General features: G+C 38.9%; 23 protein-coding genes and 1 tRNA gene. 15 read left to right on the top strand and 9 right to left on the bottom strand.

The window, feature by feature from the left end:
• Positions 1-2: 2 nt before the first annotated feature.
• From tatA to HG567_RS01520, 3 genes are all read right to left on the bottom strand, one after another.
• Positions 3-242, bottom strand: coding sequence for a twin-arginine translocase TatA/TatE family subunit (gene tatA / locus HG567_RS01510; RefSeq protein ID WP_000508577.1), 240 nt, complete (start codon positions 240-242; stop codon positions 3-5).
• 70 nt (positions 243-312) lie between these two features.
• Complete coding sequence (gene gmk / locus HG567_RS01515; RefSeq protein ID WP_202138213.1) at positions 313-933, bottom strand: guanylate kinase; 621 nt, start codon at positions 931-933, stop codon at positions 313-315.
• Complete coding sequence (locus HG567_RS01520; RefSeq protein ID WP_202163873.1) at positions 926-2,365, bottom strand: hypothetical protein; 1,440 nt, start codon at positions 2,363-2,365, stop codon at positions 926-928. Before HG567_RS01520 ends, gmk begins: the two co-directional genes overlap by 8 nt.
• Before the next feature lie 142 nt (positions 2,366-2,507).
• On the opposite strand from HG567_RS01520, the gene HG567_RS01525 reads away from it, so the two are divergent.
• Positions 2,508-3,050: a phospholipase D-like domain-containing protein gene (locus HG567_RS01525; RefSeq protein WP_000932487.1), complete on the top strand. Its 543-nt coding sequence runs from the start codon at positions 2,508-2,510 to the stop codon at positions 3,048-3,050.
• A 7-nt stretch (positions 3,051-3,057) separates the two neighbouring features.
• Here HG567_RS01525 and HG567_RS01530 read toward each other — a convergent pair whose 3' ends face one another.
• Positions 3,058-3,795: an outer membrane protein gene (locus tag HG567_RS01530; protein ID WP_202163874.1), complete on the bottom strand. Its 738-nt coding sequence runs from the start codon at positions 3,793-3,795 to the stop codon at positions 3,058-3,060.
• A 140-nt stretch (positions 3,796-3,935) separates the two neighbouring features.
• On the opposite strand from HG567_RS01530, the gene flgH reads away from it, so the two are divergent.
• The 4 genes from flgH to pseH are packed head-to-tail and all read left to right on the top strand — an operon-like array spanning position 3,936 to position 6,752.
• Positions 3,936-4,649 carry a flagellar basal body L-ring protein FlgH gene (flgH, locus tag HG567_RS01535; protein ID WP_000709991.1) on the top strand — a complete coding sequence of 238 codons (714 nt, stop codon included), beginning with the start codon at positions 3,936-3,938 and terminating at the stop codon, positions 4,647-4,649.
• A gap of 17 nt (positions 4,650-4,666) precedes the next feature.
• On the top strand, positions 4,667-5,350 hold the full coding sequence (pseF, locus tag HG567_RS07865) for a pseudaminic acid cytidylyltransferase (RefSeq protein WP_202139921.1): 684 nt from the start codon (positions 4,667-4,669) through the stop codon (positions 5,348-5,350).
• Positions 5,341-6,213 (top strand): CMP-N-acetylneuraminic acid synthetase, encoded by an 873-nt coding sequence (locus tag HG567_RS07870; RefSeq protein ID WP_272928045.1) that lies wholly within the window; start codon positions 5,341-5,343, stop codon positions 6,211-6,213. The genes pseF and HG567_RS07870 overlap by 10 nt, the downstream gene beginning before the upstream one ends.
• A complete protein-coding gene (gene pseH / locus HG567_RS01550) occupies positions 6,210-6,752 on the top strand; it encodes a UDP-4-amino-4,6-dideoxy-N-acetyl-beta-L-altrosamine N-acetyltransferase (protein ID WP_202138217.1) in 543 nt (180 codons plus the stop codon). The genes HG567_RS07870 and pseH overlap by 4 nt, the downstream gene beginning before the upstream one ends.
• Here pseH and HG567_RS01555 read toward each other — a convergent pair.
• On the bottom strand, positions 6,685-7,623 hold the full coding sequence (locus HG567_RS01555; RefSeq protein ID WP_202138218.1) for a tetraacyldisaccharide 4'-kinase: 939 nt from the start codon (positions 7,621-7,623) through the stop codon (positions 6,685-6,687). The genes pseH and HG567_RS01555 overlap by 68 nt on opposite strands.
• On the bottom strand, positions 7,610-8,401 hold the full coding sequence (locus HG567_RS01560) for an NAD+ synthase (protein WP_202139922.1): 792 nt from the start codon (positions 8,399-8,401) through the stop codon (positions 7,610-7,612). The genes HG567_RS01555 and HG567_RS01560 overlap by 14 nt, the downstream gene beginning before the upstream one ends.
• Before the next feature lie 84 nt (positions 8,402-8,485).
• Here HG567_RS01560 and HG567_RS01565 point away from each other — a divergent pair.
• The 9 genes from HG567_RS01565 (at position 8,486) to HG567_RS01605 (ending at position 13,494) form a co-directional block, all read left to right on the top strand.
• Positions 8,486-8,562, top strand: a tRNA-Arg gene (locus HG567_RS01565).
• Positions 8,563-8,649: 87 nt separating this feature from the next.
• A complete protein-coding gene (ilvC, locus tag HG567_RS01570) occupies positions 8,650-9,642 on the top strand; it encodes a ketol-acid reductoisomerase (protein ID WP_202139923.1) in 993 nt (330 codons plus the stop codon).
• Between the two features lie 23 nt (positions 9,643-9,665).
• Entirely contained in the window at positions 9,666-10,472 is an 807-nt protein-coding gene (gene minD, locus HG567_RS01575; protein WP_001019051.1) for a septum site-determining protein MinD, read from the top strand.
• Entirely contained in the window at positions 10,469-10,702 is a 234-nt protein-coding gene (gene minE / locus HG567_RS01580) for a cell division topological specificity factor MinE (protein WP_000051414.1), read from the top strand. The genes minD and minE overlap by 4 nt, the downstream gene beginning before the upstream one ends.
• A gap of 6 nt (positions 10,703-10,708) precedes the next feature.
• Positions 10,709-11,509, top strand: a complete 801-nt coding sequence (gene dprA / locus HG567_RS01585; protein WP_202163875.1) for a DNA-processing protein DprA — start codon at positions 10,709-10,711, stop codon at positions 11,507-11,509.
• The gene (gene ruvX / locus HG567_RS01590) at positions 11,506-11,910 is read left to right on the top strand and encodes a Holliday junction resolvase RuvX (protein WP_202139925.1); all 405 of its coding nucleotides are present in this window, start codon (positions 11,506-11,508) and stop codon (positions 11,908-11,910) included. Before dprA ends, ruvX begins: the two co-directional genes overlap by 4 nt.
• Positions 11,911-12,005: 95 nt before the next feature.
• Positions 12,006-12,383: a tetratricopeptide repeat protein gene (locus tag HG567_RS01595; protein ID WP_421813533.1), complete on the top strand. Its 378-nt coding sequence runs from the start codon at positions 12,006-12,008 to the stop codon at positions 12,381-12,383.
• Positions 12,384-12,569: 186 nt separating this feature from the next.
• The gene (locus HG567_RS01600; RefSeq protein WP_128004067.1) at positions 12,570-12,908 is read left to right on the top strand and encodes a hypothetical protein; all 339 of its coding nucleotides are present in this window, start codon (positions 12,570-12,572) and stop codon (positions 12,906-12,908) included.
• Complete coding sequence (locus HG567_RS01605; protein ID WP_202139927.1) at positions 12,892-13,494, top strand: hypothetical protein; 603 nt, start codon at positions 12,892-12,894, stop codon at positions 13,492-13,494. The genes HG567_RS01600 and HG567_RS01605 overlap by 17 nt, the downstream gene beginning before the upstream one ends.
• A 68-nt stretch (positions 13,495-13,562) precedes the next feature.
• On the opposite strand, the gene HG567_RS01610 is transcribed toward HG567_RS01605, so the two are convergent.
• Genes HG567_RS01610 through pyrG form a run of 3 tightly spaced genes read right to left on the bottom strand, consistent with a single transcriptional unit; the run spans position 13,563 to position 17,619 of the window.
• Positions 13,563-14,444, bottom strand: a complete 882-nt coding sequence (locus HG567_RS01610) for an RluA family pseudouridine synthase (protein WP_202163876.1) — start codon at positions 14,442-14,444, stop codon at positions 13,563-13,565.
• Positions 14,444-15,994 (bottom strand): single-stranded-DNA-specific exonuclease RecJ, encoded by a 1,551-nt coding sequence (gene recJ, locus HG567_RS01615; RefSeq protein WP_202163877.1) that lies wholly within the window; start codon positions 15,992-15,994, stop codon positions 14,444-14,446. Before recJ ends, HG567_RS01610 begins: the two co-directional genes overlap by 1 nt.
• 8 nt (positions 15,995-16,002) lie before the next feature.
• Positions 16,003-17,619, bottom strand: coding sequence for a glutamine hydrolyzing CTP synthase (gene pyrG, locus HG567_RS01620; protein ID WP_000373188.1), 1,617 nt, complete (start codon positions 17,617-17,619; stop codon positions 16,003-16,005).
• A 260-nt stretch (positions 17,620-17,879) separates the two neighbouring features.
• Here pyrG and HG567_RS01625 point away from each other — a divergent pair, with 260 nt between their 5' ends.
• Positions 17,880-18,542: a phosphatase PAP2 family protein gene (locus HG567_RS01625; protein ID WP_202163878.1), complete on the top strand. Its 663-nt coding sequence runs from the start codon at positions 17,880-17,882 to the stop codon at positions 18,540-18,542.
• The last annotated feature ends 8 nt before the right edge of the window (positions 18,543-18,550 follow it).

The raw sequence follows: 18,550 nt of genomic DNA on the forward strand, positions 1-18,550 counted from the left end.
GCTTAACTTTCTTGTTTGCTTTTAATCTCGCTAGTTTCATGCACTTTGGTTTGTGCTGCTTGAGCGTCTAGGGTTTTTGGCTCGTTTTTAGCCTCTTCTTCATCGTCTTTCACGGCCTTTTTGAAATTCTTAATCCCACTGCCTAAACCCTTAGCCAACTCTGGGATCTTTTTAGCCCCAAACAACAACACAATCACTAATAAAACGATGACCCAATGCCATATGCTTGTGAATCCGCCCATTTTTTACTCCTTAATCTATTGGTTGGTTTTTATTTGAATTATAGCTTTTTTAAAAAATAATTGATAGGTTTTATAGGGTTTCGTTTTTCCAAGCCTTACAGATTTTTTCAAAATTAAACGCTTTTAAGCGATGGACTAAAGTTTTTGCGATGCTTAAGATGATTTCTTTGGATTTTTCTAAATCTTCATTGATGATGAGGTAATCAAAGCTCTCCAAGCACTGCATTTCTTTATAAGCGTTGATCAAGCGTTTTTCTATCGTCTCTTTAGAATCCGTCCCCCTTAAAAGCAAGCGCTCTTTTAAAATCTCTTGGTTTTTGGTGCTAATGAACACTGAGCATGCGTTGGGGTAATGCTTTTTAAGGATCTCATGCCCTTGCACGTCAATGTCAAAAATCACGATTTTGCCTTCTTTTAAGGCCTTTTCTACAAGGGCTTTAGAAGTGCCATAGTAGTGGTTATGCACGATCGCCCATTCTAAAAACTGCCCTTTTTCTATGCCTTGCTTGAATTCTTCTTCGCTGACAAAATTATAATGCAAGCCATCAACTTCGCCCTCTCTGGGTTTCCTCGTGGTGGTGGAAAGGGAAAAATGGGTTTTTGGGATTTTTTCTTGCAAATACTTTGTAAGGGTGCTTTTACCCGCTCCGCTAGGGCCTGAAAGGATGAGTAAATTAAAATCGTTATTCATTAGGTTTTTTATCCTCTAAAGTGATTTTAATGTTTAAGGTTTTGTTTTCTAAAAGGCTTTTTAAGGACTCTTGATTCAGGCTTTTTAATAAATCCTGTAAGTTTAAGCGCAATTCTAGGGGGCTGGAAGTTTTATCGCTTTTTGGGGTTTTTGCGCTTTCTTCTTTTTCTTGCGGGGTTTTTATAACGCTCTCTTTAGGGGTTTCTGTGTCGTTCTCATTATTAGGAATTTTTGCAACGGCTTCATTCAAAAAGGGCAATTCTTCCCCCATCGCTTTAGCCATCACCGGCTCAGGAATGTCTTCAATACTTTCGTAATGGTCTTCTTGGGGTTTTTCATCTTGGGTTTGTGGCGTTTCTTTTTCTTGGGTTTCTTCTTGCGGGGTCTCTGTGCTTTCTTGGGTTTCTTGGGTTTCTTGGGTTTCTTGGGTTTCTTGGGTTTCTTGGGTTTCTTCTTGCGGGGTTTCTTTTTCTTGCGCTTGGGGGATTTCTAATTCTTGCGGTGTTTCTGCGATTTCTTGTTTTTCTTTTTCTTGCGGTGTTTCTGCGTTTTCTTGTTTTTCTAACTCGTGCGCTTGGGTTTCTTGGAGAGCTTCTGCACTTTCTTGCGTTTTTTCTTTATTCTCTTGGCCGTTAGAGTTTTCTTGGATTTCTTTGACTAATTCTTGCATGGCCTCTAATTCTTGCGTGCTTGGGGAATCTTGTGTTTCTTCTTGTTTTTCCTCTTTAATTTCTTGTGTTTCTTCTTTGATTGGCTCTTGTTCTTTGACTTGCTCTTCTTGCGTTTCTTCTTTAGGGATTTCTAATTTTTCTTGCGTTTCCAACTCTTTAGAAACTTCTTCATCTTTAGGGGTTTCACTCTCTTGTGTTTCATCATCTTTAGGCTTTTCTTCTTTTTGGGGCGTTTCTTTAATCTCTTCTTTTTCTTCTTGCACATCTAAAGTGGGGAGTAGTTGCTCTTCATTGTTAGGCTCTTCTTTGGCGAGAGCTTCTAAATCGCCTAAATTTTCTAGTTCATCCCAATTGGTTTCTAAAACTTCTTGAGTTGGGTCTAAATTCTGGCTAGGCTCTAGCTCGCTTGCGTTAGAACCAAGCTTTTTTTGAAGGATTTTTAAAACTTCAGTGGGTAAAAAGGGTTTTTTCATTTTCATCTCAAAGCCCTCTAAGAAGGGTTGCGCTTCATTGCCCTTTTTATACATGCACACGCTGTTTTTATTTTGAGAGATGATTTCTTTTAATTCTAGCCAATCTATTTGGTCTAGTTTTTCCAAACATTCATCATCGGCTATCAAAAGCCATTCTGGATCTTTTTTAAGGCGTGCGGATAGCTCTTGATAGTGGTTAAAATTTTCTATAGATAATTCTAATTTCTTAGAAACACTCTCAAGCAGTTTTGCGATCATGGGGTTTTGGTTGAATAGAATCATTTTCATTTTAGGGACTCCTTATTTGATAAGAAACGCTTCTTTAAGCCTATCAATTTTTATCGCTTTTTTTAAATCTTTTATTATAATCAAAAATCCACTTGGTTGGTTGTTTTTATCATAGAGTGTAATTTAAAATAAGGATCATTTGATGTTAAACAAGTTTAAAAAAATCGTTGGCGTGGGTGTGTTAGTGGGCTGTTTAGGGGTTTTGCAAGCTAAAAATAGTCTCTTTGTCTTGCCTTATGAGCAAAGAGACGCTTTGAATGCTTTAGTTTCTGGCATTAGTAACGCTAGAGAGAGCGTGAAAATCGCTATCTATAGTTTCACGCACAGAGATATTGCAAGAGCGATTAAAAGCGTAGCGAGTAGGGGGATTAAGGTGCAAATCATTTATGATTATGAAAGCAATCATAATAACAAGCAATCCACTATTGGCTATTTAGACAAATACCCTAACACGAAAGTGTGCTTATTAAAAGGGCTTAAGGCTAAAAACGGGAATTATTACGGCATCATGCACCAAAAAGTGGCGATCATTGATGATAAGATCGTGTTTTTAGGCTCAGCGAATTGGAGCAAAAACGCTTTTGAAAACAATTACGAAGTGCTTTTAAAAACCGATGACACAGAGACAATCCTCAAAGCCAAGAGTTATTACCAAAAGATGTTAGGGAGTTGCGTTGGGTTTTAAAAGCCCTTTAGAAGTGGTAATTATACCCCACATAAAAGGCAAAGACCCTACGCATTTGAACCTTGAGCGCGTCAGTGGTGTAGTATTTGTTGTTAATGGTGGGGAATTTAAAGCCGATTTCAAATTCATGCTCATCTACAAATAAAGCCTTGAGACCAAAGTTAAAGAGGAATTGAAAAGAGGTGTTATCAACCGTGCTGCTGTTAGTGATGCCTAACAATTCCTGCCCTTTACTGCCAATATACCAGCTATTCCCCGCAATCGCAATCCCCCCAAAAACGCCAATATCCACGCTAATATCATCTTGATAGAAACTCCCTTGGAAGAAATTCCACACCGCATCCACGCCCACGCCATAAGTGATCATGTTATTGCCGCCATAATAGCCTTTAGGGTATCTCATGCCATAGCCTTGCCAATCTAAAAAAGCAAAATAGCGCAAGCCCAAGATTTTATCCGGATGGAAAAAGTGGTTATAGCCCATGACTAAGCCAATCCCATTAGATCCCATGTTGGTGAGCTTTTTAACGCTATTAACGCTGGTTATGATATTGGTGTAACCGGTTTGATAGTTAGTCACTTCTCTAACTTCATGGATATTAGTCATTAAATTGATAGAACCTGTTTGGTAATTGAATCCCATATACAAATTTTTTGTCCAAGAAGGCACTGCACTTTCTTCTTTAGCTACTAAGGCGTGTGTCAGCAAGCTTGTGCCAACTAACATTTTTAACAAGGTTCTCAATTTTATCTCCTGCATAGTAAGTTTCATTATAAAGATCTTAAAGATCTAAATTTTACAACAACTTGCTCAAAATTAAGCATTTATTCTTTATAAGAGAGTATAATTTAGGGCTTAAGATAACTCAAAAGTAAGGCTAGTGGATGAAAAAAGCGCTTTATTTAGGGGCTGTTGCGTTTAGCGTTGCATTCAGCATGGCATCAGCCAATGAGCCAAAAATTGATTTTAACCCTCCTAATTATGTAGAAGAAACCCCCTCTAAAGAATTTATCCCTGAATTGAACAAGTTAGGGAGTTTGTTTGGGCAGGGTGAGCGCCCTTTATTTGCGGACAGGAGGGCGATGAAGCCTAACGATTTAATCACAATCATTGTCTCTGAAAAAGCGAGCGCGAATTATTCTAGCTCTAAAGATTATAAAAGCGCTTCAGGGGGTAATTCCACGCCACCAAGACTCACTTATAATGGGTTAGATGAAAGAAAGAAACAAGAAGCACAGTATTTAGACGATAAGAATAATTACAATTTCACTAAATCCAGCAATAACACGAATTTTAAAGGCGGTGGCTCGCAAAAAAAGAGCGAAGATTTAGAAATCGTGTTGAGCGCTCGCATCATTAAAGTGCTAGAAAATGGGAATTATTTCATCTATGGGAATAAGGAGGTGCTAGTGGATGGGGAAAAGCAAATCCTTAAGGTGAGTGGGGTGATCCGCCCTTATGATATTGAAAGGAACAACACCATCCAATCCAAGTTTTTGGCCGACGCTAAGATTGAATACACGAATTTAGGGCATTTGAGCGATTCCAATAAAAAGAAATTCGCTGCTGATGCGATGGAAACCCAAATGCCTTATTAAAAAGAGCAAAGCCTAGCATGAGAGCGATCGCTATTGTTTTAGCCAGAAGTTCCAGTAAAAGGATCAAAAATAAAAATATTATTGATTTTTTCAATAAACCCATGCTCGCTTACCCTATTGAAGTGGCGCTAAATTCCAAGCTCTTTGAAAAGGTGTTTATCTCTAGCGATAGCATGGAGTATGTTCATTTAGCTAAAAATTATGGGGCGAGTTTTTTGAATTTGCGCCCTAAAGTTTTAGCGGACGACAGAGCCACGACTTTAGAGGTGATGGCCTATCACATGAAAGAATTAGAGTTAAAAGATGAAGATATTGCGTGTTGTTTGTATGGCACTTCAGCGCTTTTACAAGAAAAGCATTTAAAAAACGCTTTTGAGATTTTAAAAGGAAATACGGATTATGTTTTCACATGCTCTCCATTCAGCGCTTCGCCCTATCGTTCTTTTAGCCTTGAAAACGGCGTTCAAATGGCTTTTGAAGAGCATTTAAACACGCGCACGCAAGATTTAAAAACGCTCTATCATGACGCAGGATTGCTTTATATGGGGAAGGCTCAAGCCTTTAAAGAAATGCGGCCTATTTTTAGCCCAAATTCTATCGCTTTAGAATTATCGCCCTTAGAAGTCCAAGATATTGACACTTTAGAAGATTTAGAATTAGCCAAGCTCAAATACAGCCGTTTGAAAAACGCATGCCAGTAAAAATTTTGTGCGATTGTTTTTTAACAAGCGGTTTAGGGCATGTGAGGCGTTGTGAAAAAATCCTTTCTTTTATAGAAAAATTAGGGGTTGAAGCAAGCCTTTATTTATATAAGCAAAACGATATAAGCGCTTTTTTAGAGGGCGTTGGCAATGATGATTTTTTGATTATGGATAGCTATTGTTTAAATTCAAAGGATTTTTACCTTTTAAAAGAAAAAGCCAAAAGCCTTATGGTGATAGAAGATGAAGAGCATGCTAAGGGGTTTTACCCTAAAAACACTAAGATCATGAATTTCACGCTGAACGCCTTAAAGCATTACCATCATTTATCAAAAGATTATCAGTATTATTTGGGGGTGGGGTTTTACCCTGTTGATGCTCGTTTTATTTATGAGCGCCCTATCAATACAGAAAATAAAGAAGTGCTAATCACTCTAGGGGGGAGCGAGCAAAAAACGCTCAAAGAGATAGTCAAAATTTTAGAAAATAAGAATGTGAATTTGCATATCATTTCACCTTATACGCCTAAAAATCCTCCAAAAAACACGCATTATTACAGCCCTTTAAACCCTTTAGAGTTCAGTTCTTTGATGAAATTTTGCGCTTGCGCCATTAGCGCTTCGGGTCAAACCCTCTATGAATTAGCCCTTTCTCAAACGCCCTCTCTTATCCTTCCCATCGCTTCTAATCAAATCCTTCAAAGCAAGGAATTTGAAAATTCAGGCATCTTCAAACAAACGAGTTTAAAAACTTTAGCTAAAGATTTTGAAAATTTACAAATTCAAAAAAATCAAGCCTGGGCAAAAAACCTGGCCTTTGGGAGTGAACTAGAGGGTGCATTAAGGGAGTTTTTAGAAATTTGAAGAAAAATTATTCTTATGGAAATACCCAAGCGATTGATTTTACCCATTTAAACGATGAAGAAAAGCTGTTGGTTTTAGAGTTTCGCAACCACCCAAACACTGCTTTATGGATGTATAGCGCTAATATTTCTTTAAAAACGCATTTGCAATTCATAGAAGATTTAAAAAATTCGCCTAGCCACCGCTATTTTTTGTTTAAAGAAGAGGGCGTTTATTTAGGGGTTGGCTCTATCACTAAAATCAATTTTTTTCATAAGCATGGGTATTTGGGGATTTATAAAAACCCTTTTTTGAAAAATGGGGGAGAAACGATTTTAAAAGCTTTAGAATGCATCGCTTTTGAAGAGTTCCAGTTACATTCTTTACACTTAGAAGTGATGGAAAACAATTTCAAAGCGATCGCTTTTTATGAAAAAAACCATTATGAGTTAGAGGGGCGTTTGAAAGGCTTTATCTCTAAAGATAAGGAATTTATAGACGTTCTTTTGTATTACAAGGATAAGAAAAAATATAACGATCAATCTCTTCTAAAACTTTAGGGCAAATTTCTAGTTTTAAATCCAACACGCTTAAAGGCAATTTGCAATCTTGTAATTTGACGAGATCTTTTGAAGTGACCAATAAGGAAGTGGCGTTACTTTGATAAAATTCTTTTTCTAAAAGCTTCAAATCAAAAGGGGCATGGTCTCTAAAATACAATTTTTTAACCACTTCTTTGGGTAAAAACGCATCAAGCCTGCTGGGATTAGCGATAGCCGTTACTAAAAGCATGCGTTTGGTGGGGTTAGTGATAGAGGTGATTCTTTTATAATCCTTATCTTCGGTAACGACTAAATGGGCTTCTTTATAGCTTTTGATGCTTTCTCTATATAATCCGCTAGGCAAACAAAAAGGGTAGTAGGGGGGGATTTTAGGCTTTAAAAGCACATTGAATTGGTTGAAATTAAACCTAAAGCCATCGTCTAAAAACACGATTTTTGCCCCTAATTCAAGGGCTTTTAAAACGCCTAGCTCTCTTTTTTCGCTCACAATCACGCTCGCTTGTTTTAAATTTAAGGCTAAAAGATAGGCTTCATCGCCCGCCGTTTTTTGAGGAACTAAAATGTTTCCTTTAACGCTCACCACCACTAAGCCTTTAGAATCCCGTTGATACCCCCTAGAGACAACCGCCACTTCTTGGTATCTTGGAGCGATCTCTAAAATAAAGGGCGTTTTACCGCTTCCCCCAGCGATTAAGTTGCCTATGCTGATAAGGGGGATTTTAAAATCACGCTTTTTAGCGGTTTTTCGTTTAAGGGTGGCGATGCCTTGATAGATTAAAGAAAAAGGATAGAGCGCGAAAATCAACCCCTTTTGCAAAAGAGTGGGATCATAAAAATAGCGTTCTAAAAAGGGTTTATCGCTTTTCATTAGGGTTAAATCGTTTGGCGATAGTGGGTAATTCTAATTTAAAAGCGTTTTTTTGGATACGGTTTATGATGTTTTTTACTAAAATTTCATCATAGCCTAATTGAGTGAGCGCTTCTGCATCAATGGGCTTGTTTTTGAACAACGCTTCAATATCCTTCAATAAAGGGTCAATCACGCTATAAGGATAGCCCAAATCTTTTTCATCGCTTTGCCCCACAAATAAATCCGCGCTAGGGGGCTTGTTTAAAATCTTTTTAGGGATATTTAAACGGCGAGCGAGTTCATAAACTTCGGTTTTAAATAATTCCCCAATCGGGTTAATCGCGCACGCCAAATCCCCAAATAAAGTGCCATAGCCTAACATTCTTTCGCTTTTATTGCTCGTGCCAATGACTAAAGAATCGCTTTTTAAAGAATAATCGTATAAAAAAGCCATGCGTAATCTTGCGCAAAAATTCCCCTTTCTAGTAAGGCTTGCATCTTTAAAATGAGAGCCAAAAATTTTATCATAGGGAGCGATAGAATATTCTGTATAAGGGATAGAAAATTTTTCGCACAAATTCAGGGCGTCTGTTTTACTCTCTGGCATAGAAACCAAAGAGGGCATTAAAAGGGCATGAGCGTTTTTTTTAAAAACTTTTTGACACAGCACCCCAACGACCGCGCTATCCAGCCCCCCGCTCAGCCCGTAAACGACTTTTTTAAAGCCTCGTTTTTGCACTTCTTTTTCTAAAAAATCGCATAAATAAGCGATGAGTTTTTGGTAATCTTTTTGCATGCCTTAAATTATAATAGAAAAAACGCATCGTTTAAGTGAAAAATTAGCTTTTCTTGCTATAATCATCGTTTCACTTCTTTAAAGGTGCTCGTAGCTCAGCTGAATAGAGCAACAGGTTGCGGTCCTGTAGGTCGGGGGTTTGAATCCCTCCGAGCACACCATTTCTTAATATTCTGCATGTTTTTAAACATTATCGCTCCCATTATGGTAAAATAAATACTTGCTTAAACACGCTAGGAGATTTGATTTTGGCATTACCCGTTTATTATGATAAAGACATTGATTTAGGCGTTATCCAATCCTTACAAGTGGGCATTATCGGCTATGGCGCGCAAGGAGAAGCCCAAGCGCTCAATTTGAGAGACTCTAAAGTAAAAGTGCGTATTGGCTTGTATCAAGGGAGTTTGAGCGTTCCAAAAGCAAAAGCAGAGGGCTTTGAGGTGCTAGAAGTCAAGGAATTAGTCCAACAATCTGATCTGATTATGGCGCTTCTTCCGGACGAATTGCATAAGGAAGTGTTAGAAAAAGAAGTGATCCCTTTTTTAAAAGAGGGGCAAATTGTGGGCTTTGCCCATGGTTTTAGCGTGCATTTCAATCAGGTTGTTCTTCCAAAAGGCGTGGGCGCGATTTTAGTCGCGCCAAAAGGGCCCGGGAGCGCTTTAAGAGAAGAATACCTTAAAAATAAGGGCTTATACCATCTAATCGCCATAGAGCAAGAAAGCTCAAAATACAACGCTAAAGCGGTGGCTTTAAGCTATGCTAAAGCGATGGGCGGAGGGAGAATGGGGGTTTTAGAAACGAGCTTTAAAGAAGAATGCGAGAGCGATTTATTCGGCGAGCAAGCGGTTTTGTGCGGAGGGTTAGAAGCGATTGTAAGAATGGGGTTTGAAACTTTACTCAAAGCAGGATACCCTGAAGAATTAGCCTATTTTGAATGCGTGCATGAAGTGAAATTGGTGGCGGATTTATTGCATTATAAGGGGGTAGAGGGCTTAAGGAAACACATTTCTAACACCGCTGAATTTGGGGCGATTAAAGCTAGAGAGCCTATGGCAAATCTGTTAGAAAAACGCATGCAAAAAATCTTAAAAAAGATTCAAAACGGCTCATTCGCTAAGGATTTTTTACTGGAAAAGAGCTTGAATTACCCCAGGTTAAACACAGAGAGGAAAGCCCTTAAAGAGACTAAAATAGAACAAATTGGGGAAATTTTACGCGCCCCATTCAATCATAAAAAATAAATCATTAAATTAAAAGGAATCATATGGCAATAGTAGTTACTATCACTTCAGGCAAGGGGGGCGTGGGTAAAAGCACCACCACGGCTAATTTAGCGATCGGCTTGGCTGAGAGCGGTAAAAAAGTCGTAGCGGTTGATTTTGACATAGGCCTTAGGAACTTGGATATGATTTTAGGCTTAGAAAATCGCATTGTTTATGATGTGGTGGATGTGATGGAAAAAAATTGCAACCTTTCGCAGGCTTTAATCACGGATAAAAAGACTAAAAACCTTTCTTTTTTAGCGGCTTCACAAAGCAAGGATAAAAATATTTTAGATAAGGAAAAAGTAGCGATTTTAATCAACGCTTTAAGGGCGGATTTTGACTATATTTTGATTGATTCACCGGCTGGGATTGAAAGCGGTTTTGAGCATGCGATTTTGCATGCGGACATGGCGTTAGTGGTGGTAACGCCGGAGGTAAGCTCTTTAAGGGATAGCGACAGAGTGATTGGCATTATTGACGCAAAGTCTAATCGGGCCAAAAGGGGCGAAGAAGTGCATAAGCATTTGATAATCAATCGCTTAAAACCTGAGTTAGTGGCAAATGGCGAGATGATTTCTATAGAAGAAGTGCTTAAGATTTTGTGCTTGCCTTTAATTGGGATCATTCCAGAAGATCACCATATTATTTCAGCGACCAATAAGGGCGAGCCGGTGATTCGCACGGACTGCGAGAGCGCGAAGGCTTACCAACGCATCACCAGACGGATTTTAGGCGAAGAAGTGGAATATGTGGAATTTAAGGCTAAAAGAGGCTTTTTTAGCGCGTTAAAAGGGATATTTTCATGAGTTTGTTTGATTTTTTTAAAAACAAAGGGAGCGCGGCTACTGCAACAGATAGATTGAAATTGATTTTAGCCAAAGAGCGCACTTTAAATTTACCCTACATGGAAGAGATGCGTAAAGAAATCATTGCCGTTATCCAAAAATACACTAAATCTTCAGACATCCATTTCAAAACCCTTGACAGCAACCAGAGCGTGGAAACGATTGAAGTAGAGATTATATTGCCTAAATAGTTTAAAATGAAAAGCCATTTCCAATACAGCGCGCTAGAAAATATCCCTAAAGCCTTTGACATTCTCAAAGACCCCCCTAAAAAACTCTATTGTGTGGGCGATACCAAGCTTTTAGAAGCGCCTTTAAAAGTGGCTATCATAGGCACAAGAAGACCCACCCCTTACAGCAAGCAACACACGATCACTCTAGCCAGAGAGCTTGCTAAAAATGGCGCGGTTATTGTGAGCGGGGGAGCGTTAGGCGTGGATATTATCGCTCAAGAAAACGCCTTACCAAAAACCATCATGCTTTCGCCTTGCAGTTTGGATTTGATCTATCCTACGAACAACCATAAAGTGATCCAAGAAATCGTGCAAAACGGCTTGATTTTAAGCGAATACGAAAAGGATTTCATGCCCATTAAAGGCTCTTTTTTAGCCAGAAACCGCCTGGTGATCGCTTTAAGCGATGCGGTCATTATCCCCCAAGCGGATTTAAAAAGCGGCTCTATGAGCAGCGCGAGATTAGCCCAAAAATACCAAAAACCCTTATTTGTTTTACCCCAACGCCTGAATGAAAGCGATGGCACTAATGAACTTTTAGAAAAAGGGCAGGCTCAAGGGATATTTAATATTCAAAATTTTATAAATACCCTTTTAAAAGACTACCATTTAAAAGAAATGCCTGAAATGGAAGATGAATTTTTAGAATATTTTGCGAAAAACCCCAGCTATGAAGAAGCGTATCTCAAATTTGGGGATAAGCTTTTAGAATACGAGCTGTTGGGTAAGATCAAGCGCATCAATCATCTCGTGGTGTTAGCATGATTTTAGCATGCGATGTGGGGTTAAAACGCATTGGCATCGCTGCACTTTTAAACGGCGTTGTCTTGCCTTTAGAAGCGATTTTACGCCACAACAAAAATCAGGCCTCTAGGGATTTGAGCGATTTATTGAGAGAAAAAAATATTCAGGTGCTAGTGGTGGGCAAGCCCAATGAAAGCTATGCGGATACGAACGCACGCATTGAGCATTTTATCAAGCTTGTAGATTTTAAGGGCGAAATCGTTTTTATTAATGAAGATAATTCTAGCATAGAAGCTTATGACAATTTGGAGCATTTGGGTAGGAAAAATAAGCGGCTCGCTACCAAAGACGGCCGGCTAGACTCTTTGAGCGCTTGCAGGATTTTAGAGCGCTATTGCCAGCAGGTTTTAAAAAATCATTAGATCTGATTGCAATTTGATTATAATAAAGTCTAAATTTTTTAATAAGGGAGAAGCGTCATGTTAGGGAATTTCAAAAAAGCTATTTTTAGGGTTTTATGCTTGTGTTTATTGGGGGGGGGTTAATGGCCAAGCCAAACCCTGAAGAGCTTTTTGATTTGGGCGTAAAGAGTATTGAAGCGAAAGATTACATTCAAGCTAAAAAATATTTTGAAAAAGCATGCGATTTGAAAGAGGGTAGGGGGTGTGGTGCTTTAGGGGATCTGTATGATGATGTAGAAAAAAACTTAATAAAAGCCGCTCAACTTTACACTAAAGCGTGTGAGTTAAAAGAAGGTGTGGGGTGTGGTAATTTGGGGGTGTTATATTATAATGGGGATGGGGTGAAACGGGACTCAAAAAAAGCCGCTCAATATGTCTCTAAAGCCTGCAAATTAGGAGATCAAGAAGCATGCAAGGCGCTCAAAGAAAAATAAGGGACAAAAAGCATGCGATAGCCTCACCTAGAAACTATCCCGCAAAAGCCCTATTTTAGGGGGATAAGGGTATCGCCAAAATGCCCCCTATTCTTTTAAGAAAATATTTTACTAGAGAGTTTTAATCTTTTTTTGGTATTCTTTTAGGGATCATTAGTTTTAAAAACTCTTTAAAAACGGATAATAATGAAAATCATGCATCAAGTCAAGGATTTTTTAGATTTTTGCAAACAAACGATCCACAAAAATTCTAGTGAAGCGTTTCAAAAAACCAAACGAGCGCTTTTTAAAGAAAAATCTCAAAAAATCAGGGAGCAAGCGGTTAAAATCGTGGAAAAACGCTTGATAAAAGAGAACATGCAACTGAGCGATTTTAATGAAGAAGAATTGAAAATCATGTTTGAAGCGGAAGAAAAAAGGTTGTTAGAGCAAATCCACGCTAAAGAATTGAAAGAAAAACAAGAAAAAACCACCAAGCATTTTAAAGAAGTTTGGGAAAAGGGCGAAAATGAGCAAGAAAAATAGCGTGATTTCTGGTTTAATGAATTTTTTTAGCGAAAAGAATGAACGCTGGCTGTTAGCCCACAGGCACACGAGAGGGTTTGTGATAGTGGCGTGGCTTTTTAGGTTTAAAAGCATTGCGTTTTCTATTTTCATCACTCTATTGGTTATTTTAGTGGATATTTGGGTTTATAGCGATGTGCGCCAGTTTTTATTGGACACTTCTAGCTCTTTTATTTGGCTTTTGATCGCTTTACTGATCAAGTGGGGCGTGATTGTCATAAGCGCGCGCAAATGCTACCAATTCAGCCAAAAAATGTTTGCGCTCATTCAAAGAAAAAGGCGGATTAGGGAGAATTTGAAAAACCGCCCCACTCGCAAAGACACCAAAAATGCGGGAAAACTCTCTAGCATCGCTGAAGAAATCATTTCAAAAAAACAAGAAGAGTCCCGCCACAAAGAAGATTCTAACAATGAAAACCATAAAGACAAGCTTTCTAACATTACCGAAGAAATGATTCTCAAAAAACAAGAGGAATTGAAAACTAGAAAGGATAAGGGGGATTTAAAAAAGCATACAGAAAATCTTAATCAAAAAACCCCCCAATAAAAATAATCAAAAAATAATCAAAAAATAATCAATAAAAGCAATCAGGGGATAATCAATAAAAAAGGGGGTTAATCTTTTAAAAAAGGCATGAAGCGTTCGGGCATTGGGGAAGCGATTTTGTAGATCGCCCCTTTAAATTCAAACTCTAAACTAGAGGCATGGAGCATGAGTAATGGGGCGTTGTTTTCACGCTTCAATTGAAGGTATTCTCTAGCGTTTTCATCTGCCACCCCATAAAGCCCCTCGCCCACGATCTTGTGATTTATACTGCTTAAATGCAAGCGGATCTGGTGTGTGTGCCCGGTGAGCGGGGTTATTTTAAGCAAGCTTATATCCAAAAAAGGGTTATAGCTTAAAGGCTCAACAAGGGTAATTGAAGGCTTGCCTAAAGGAGAAATTTGAGATCGAATGCGCAAGTCTTTCTGAATGTTTTGTGGCGTTAGAATGGGCTTATCTATTATGATACTTTTATCCACCAACCCATGCGTTAGCGCCAAATAAGTTTTTTCCACTTTTTTTTGCATGAAAAGCACTTTTAAATCCTTAGCGCTCTGTAAGGTTTTGCCCGCTAACACTAACCCGCTCGTTTCATAGTCCAGTCTGTGGGCTGGGTGGGCGTTTTTACCCAAATGCGATTGGATACAATCTAATAAGCTTTCATGGTAAAAATAGCCTTTAGGGTGGGTATAGACTTGAGCGGGTTTGTCAAACACGCCAAAATCCTTAGTCTCAAAAACAAGCGTTTGAGTTTTTTCATTGGGCTTGAAATGAATCAAGCGAACGACCCCTTGAATCATTTGAGATTTACGCACGGCTTGTTGGTTTTGTTTTAAGCGTTGCTTGTCAAGGTGCCGTTGGGCTTCTTTTAAAGAGCATTTTAAAACATCGCGCACCAAAAACAAGGCTTTGGTGGGTTTTAAAATTTCAAATTCTTCTTCAACAAAAGGCACTACAACAAACTTTTAACAAACATTTTAGGCTCATTAGAACACTCATCTAATTCCACGCTAAAAAGCACGCTCACCTTTTCGCCCGCTTTCAAAAACCGCTCAGCGCTAAAATAAATAGCCTCTTTGACGCATTCTTTATCCTTAAAACGCAGAATTTGGTGGCTTTCTTTAATGATTTTTTCTTCTATGACTTCTAAATTTTGCGCCTGGAATAAAGGCTCAGGGTTTTCTTGCCCATAAGGTTCGCCCATCTCTATAATCTCTAAAAGCTCTCTGTCAATGTCTTTCAATTTGAGCGTTAAAGGGGGTTCTGTTTCATAAAAAGGTAAAACTTTAAAATCAAAATTTTCTAAAGTTTCAAAGAGCGAGACGATATTGTTTTTTCCAACGCTCAACCCGCACGCTTGCCTATGCCCTCCATAGCCGAGCAATAAAGAAGAAACCCCATTCAAAGCGTCAATGAGATCAATGTTTGGAGAGCTACGCCCACTCCCCTTATACACCCCTTCTTTAAAGGTAAAAACCAGGCTTGGCTTTTGAGTGGCTTCCACTAATTTTGAAGCCACGATCCCAAGCACGCCCTCATGCCAATTATCCTTAAAAGCGACGATGATTTTTTCTCCAACCATCGCATGCTTAAAGGCTTCTTCAAAAACCTGCTGTTGGATCATTTTACGCTTCATATTGCATGCTTTCAAGCGTTCATACAAAGAATAGCCATCTTGAAAATTATTCGCGCTTAAAAAATCTAAAGCCATTTTCGCATCTTGCATGCGCCCTGCGGAATTGATTAAAGGGGCGATATTAAAAGAAATATCGCTCGCTTTTAAAGAGCGTTTTCTAAAAACTTCTCTTTGGCGTAAAAACCCCATCGCCCCTAAGGATTCTTTTTGCAAAAAATACAAGGCTTTAGAAACTAAAAAGCGGTTAAAAAAAGTCAAAGGCATCATATCAGCAATAGTCGCCACGCCCGCTAAGCATAACAACTCACTAGAACGGCTTTTTTCTTTGCCCAAAAGCTTGTGGATACCATAGCACAAATAAAACGCCACCAACGCCCCGCACACTTCCTTTTGGATAAAATCACAATCCGATTGCTTGGGGTTGATCACCGCATAAGCGTCTGGGACTTCTTCATGGTGTAAGCAATGGTGATCTGTGATGATAAGGGTGTAATTTTTTTCTTTGCAAAATCGCGCGGCTTCAAAGGCGCTAATCCCGTTATCCACCGTGATGATTAAAGGGGCGTGGTGTTTTTCTAAAAATTTTTTAGAAATCCCATAGCCATCCATGAAGCGATTAGGGATTGCAATGCGGACATGCTTATAGTTCAGGCTTTCAAAAAATTTTGCCATGATAGTAGAGCTAATCACGCCGTCAGCGTCATAATCGCCCACCACTAAAATTTCTGTGTTTGCACGCATGGCTTCTATGATTTTGAGCGCGGCTTTTTTCAAGTCTTTAAATAAAAAGGGGCTAGGAAACCCTTTTTCATTATAAGCGATAGAAGCCATGCGCTCTTTGATTTGAGCTTTAAGCTTTTGTTTCATTTGTTAGGTTAGGATTTATGAAGAGCGCTCTTAATGAAATCCAAAATAATAGGGTTAGGGCTTTGCAACCTGGAGGTGAATTCCGGGTGGAATTGCACCCCCACAAAGAAAGGGTGATCTTCTAGTTCAATCGCTTCAATCAAATGATTCGCCCCAAAGCCCACCACTTTCAAGCCCTTATTTTCCCACTCTTGGCGGTATTTGGGGTTGATTTCATAACGATGGCGGTGTCTTTCTTTAATGCTAGGCTTTTTATAAGCTTTTTCTAACAAGCTGTTTGGCATAATTTCGCATTCGTATTCCCCTAATCGCATGGTGCCACCCAATGGCGAATTATAGGTGCGCACCTGTTTTTGGTGGTTTTGATCCATAAAATCTTCAATCAAATACACCACAGGGTATTCGCAGCGTTGGTTAAACTCCGTAGAGTTAGCCCCTTTTAAACCCAAAACATTGCGGCAAAACTCCACGATCGCTAATTGCATGCCCAAACAAATCCCTAAAAAGGGGAGTTTTTCTAGCCTAGCCCTTTGAATGGCGCAAATTTTGCCCTCAATCCCCCTTTCTCCAAAGCCCCCAGGCACTAAAATCGCATCAACGCCCTCTAAATCCGTCTTTTCGTTAAAATTCTCGCTATCCAGCCATTCAATATTGACTTGCGTATCCAAATGCGCGCCCGCATGGATTAAGGCTTCAATCAAGGATTTATAAGATTCTTTTAAGCTTAAATACTTGCCCACAAAACCAATTTTGACCTTGTGTTTAGGAGCGATAATCTTTTCTACTAAAGTGTTCCAAGCCGCCATTTTGGGGTGTAGTTTATTCAAGTTAAAGCGTCTGGCAATGGGGGTCAAAATGCCTTCTTGCAAGAAAAGAATGGGGCATGCGTAAATGCTTTTAGTGTCTGTGGCCACAATCACGCTGTCTTGCTCCACATCGCAACTCAAAGCGATTTTCTTTTTCAATTCTTTATCCAAAGGCTTAGGCGATCGCGCCAAAATGATTTGAGGGGTTACGCCAAGACGCCGTAATTCTTGGACGGAATGCTGCGTGGGTTTGGTTTTTAGTTCGTTAGTGGTTTGGATATAAGGGATCAAGGTTACATGCACATTAATGACTTTTTCATTCCCTAATTCCAATTTAAGCTGGCGGATCGCTTCCAAATAAAACATGCCCTCCATATCGCCCACGGTTCCGCCCACTTCCACGATTAAAAAATCCAACCCCTTAGCCGCGCTTTTAATGCGCCTTTTGATCTCATCGGTTACATGGGGGACGATTTGAATGGTTTTGCCTAAATATTCCCCTTTCCTTTCGTTTTCTATCACGCTTGAAAAAATCTGCCCGGTAGTGAAATTATTCAACCTGGTTAAATTCCTGTTCAAAAAGCGTTCATAATGCCCGATGTCTAAATCCGTTTCAGCGCCATCGCTAGTTACAAACACTTCCCCATGCTCTAAAGGGCTCATGGTGCCTGGATCAATATTAATATAAGGGTCAATCTTCAAAATAGAAACCTGGTAATTGCAATGTTGTAAAAGCGTAGCGATTGAAGAAGATGAAATCCCTTTCCCTAGAGAGCTTAACACGCCCCCTGTAACGAATATAAATTTGGCTCTATCCATAAGTTATTGCGTTCCTTTGATTTTTACTTCTTAAAATTGTAGTCTAAAAAGGGTTAAAAAGCTTTAAAAGAGGGCAAAAATTAAAGCGATTTCAAAAAAAAAAAAAAACAATTTCAGTTTCTTATTAGCTAGGTTTGATTAAAATAAAAAGCTTTTATGCGTTTAAACTTCATTGTCTTAAATTTTTTTAAGAGCGATTTTAAAGTTCGTTGGCGTATTAATATCCAGTTTGAATGAACTGACTAAAAGGGTTTTAAATAATGGCTGAAAATTCTTTCAAAAATGTTTCCACACAACCCAAACCATTTTTTTTATTACCAGTGAAAACCCTGTTTCTTTTAGGAGGCGTTTTTAGCGCATTTTTTATCCTTATTGTTGGCTTGGTTTTTTTTGATTACGCTAATTCAATGGATAACGCCATTTTTAGCTTGATGCGTTCAAATTCTTCTAGCCCTATTTTAGATCAAACGCTCCGACGCGTTGTTTTTTTAGGTTCTTCTCAATTCGTGTTGCCTTTGAGCTTGTTAGTGGGGGTGTTTTTAAGCCTTTATCGCAGAAATTTAGCGCTTGGGGTGTGGTTTGTGCTAAGCGTGATCTTATTTGAAGCCCTTTTAGAATCTTTAAAATACCTTTTTACACACTCCATTCAATGGCTTTCGCACAGCGCTAATTTCCCTAGCGCTATTGCGCTTTCTTTGACGCTATTTTATGGGTTGCTTGTTTTATTGATACCTCATTTGATCACGCATCAAATATTTCAAAACATTCTTTCTTATAGTTTATTTGGTTTGATTCTTTTGATAGGCTTAGCGCTGATTGTTTTAGGGGTGTCTTTTAGCAGTGTTTTAGGAGGGCTTTGTTTAGGGGCGTTAGGGGCTTGTTTTTCCATAGGGATTTATTTGAGCGTGTTCCAAAAGATCTAAGCGAACGG

Origin of the sequence: Helicobacter pylori (genome assembly GCF_016755635.1) — a bacterium.
Taxonomy (GTDB): Bacteria; Campylobacterota; Campylobacteria; order Campylobacterales; family Helicobacteraceae; genus Helicobacter; species Helicobacter pylori_CQ.

Excerpts from the sequence above, each read along its gene's own strand:
- tatA (WP_000508577.1), bottom strand. The coding sequence starts at position 242 with ATGGGCGGATTCACAAGCATATGGCATTGGGTCATCGTTTTATTAGTG.
- gmk (WP_202138213.1), bottom strand. The coding sequence starts at position 933 with ATGAATAACGATTTTAATTTACTCATCCTTTCAGGCCCTAGCGGAGCG.
- HG567_RS01520 (WP_202163873.1), bottom strand. The coding sequence starts at position 2,365 with ATGAAAATGATTCTATTCAACCAAAACCCCATGATCGCAAAACTGCTT.
- HG567_RS01525 (WP_000932487.1), top strand. The coding sequence starts at position 2,508 with ATGTTAAACAAGTTTAAAAAAATCGTTGGCGTGGGTGTGTTAGTGGGC.
- flgH (WP_000709991.1), top strand. The coding sequence starts at position 3,936 with ATGAAAAAAGCGCTTTATTTAGGGGCTGTTGCGTTTAGCGTTGCATTC.
- pseF (WP_202139921.1), top strand. The coding sequence starts at position 4,667 with ATGAGAGCGATCGCTATTGTTTTAGCCAGAAGTTCCAGTAAAAGGATC.
- HG567_RS07870 (WP_272928045.1), top strand. The coding sequence starts at position 5,341 with ATGCCAGTAAAAATTTTGTGCGATTGTTTTTTAACAAGCGGTTTAGGG.
- HG567_RS01555 (WP_202138218.1), bottom strand. The coding sequence starts at position 7,623 with ATGAAAAGCGATAAACCCTTTTTAGAACGCTATTTTTATGATCCCACT.
- HG567_RS01560 (WP_202139922.1), bottom strand. The coding sequence starts at position 8,401 with ATGCAAAAAGATTACCAAAAACTCATCGCTTATTTATGCGATTTTTTA.
- minD (WP_001019051.1), top strand. The coding sequence starts at position 9,666 with ATGGCAATAGTAGTTACTATCACTTCAGGCAAGGGGGGCGTGGGTAAA.
- minE (WP_000051414.1), top strand. The coding sequence starts at position 10,469 with ATGAGTTTGTTTGATTTTTTTAAAAACAAAGGGAGCGCGGCTACTGCA.
- dprA (WP_202163875.1), top strand. The coding sequence starts at position 10,709 with ATGAAAAGCCATTTCCAATACAGCGCGCTAGAAAATATCCCTAAAGCC.
- ruvX (WP_202139925.1), top strand. The coding sequence starts at position 11,506 with ATGATTTTAGCATGCGATGTGGGGTTAAAACGCATTGGCATCGCTGCA.
- HG567_RS01595 (WP_421813533.1), top strand. The coding sequence starts at position 12,006 with ATGCTTGTGTTTATTGGGGGGGGGTTAATGGCCAAGCCAAACCCTGAA.
- HG567_RS01600 (WP_128004067.1), top strand. The coding sequence starts at position 12,570 with ATGAAAATCATGCATCAAGTCAAGGATTTTTTAGATTTTTGCAAACAA.
- HG567_RS01605 (WP_202139927.1), top strand. The coding sequence starts at position 12,892 with ATGAGCAAGAAAAATAGCGTGATTTCTGGTTTAATGAATTTTTTTAGC.
- recJ (WP_202163877.1), bottom strand. The coding sequence starts at position 15,994 with ATGAAACAAAAGCTTAAAGCTCAAATCAAAGAGCGCATGGCTTCTATC.
- pyrG (WP_000373188.1), bottom strand. The coding sequence starts at position 17,619 with ATGGATAGAGCCAAATTTATATTCGTTACAGGGGGCGTGTTAAGCTCT.
- HG567_RS01625 (WP_202163878.1), top strand. The coding sequence starts at position 17,880 with ATGGCTGAAAATTCTTTCAAAAATGTTTCCACACAACCCAAACCATTT.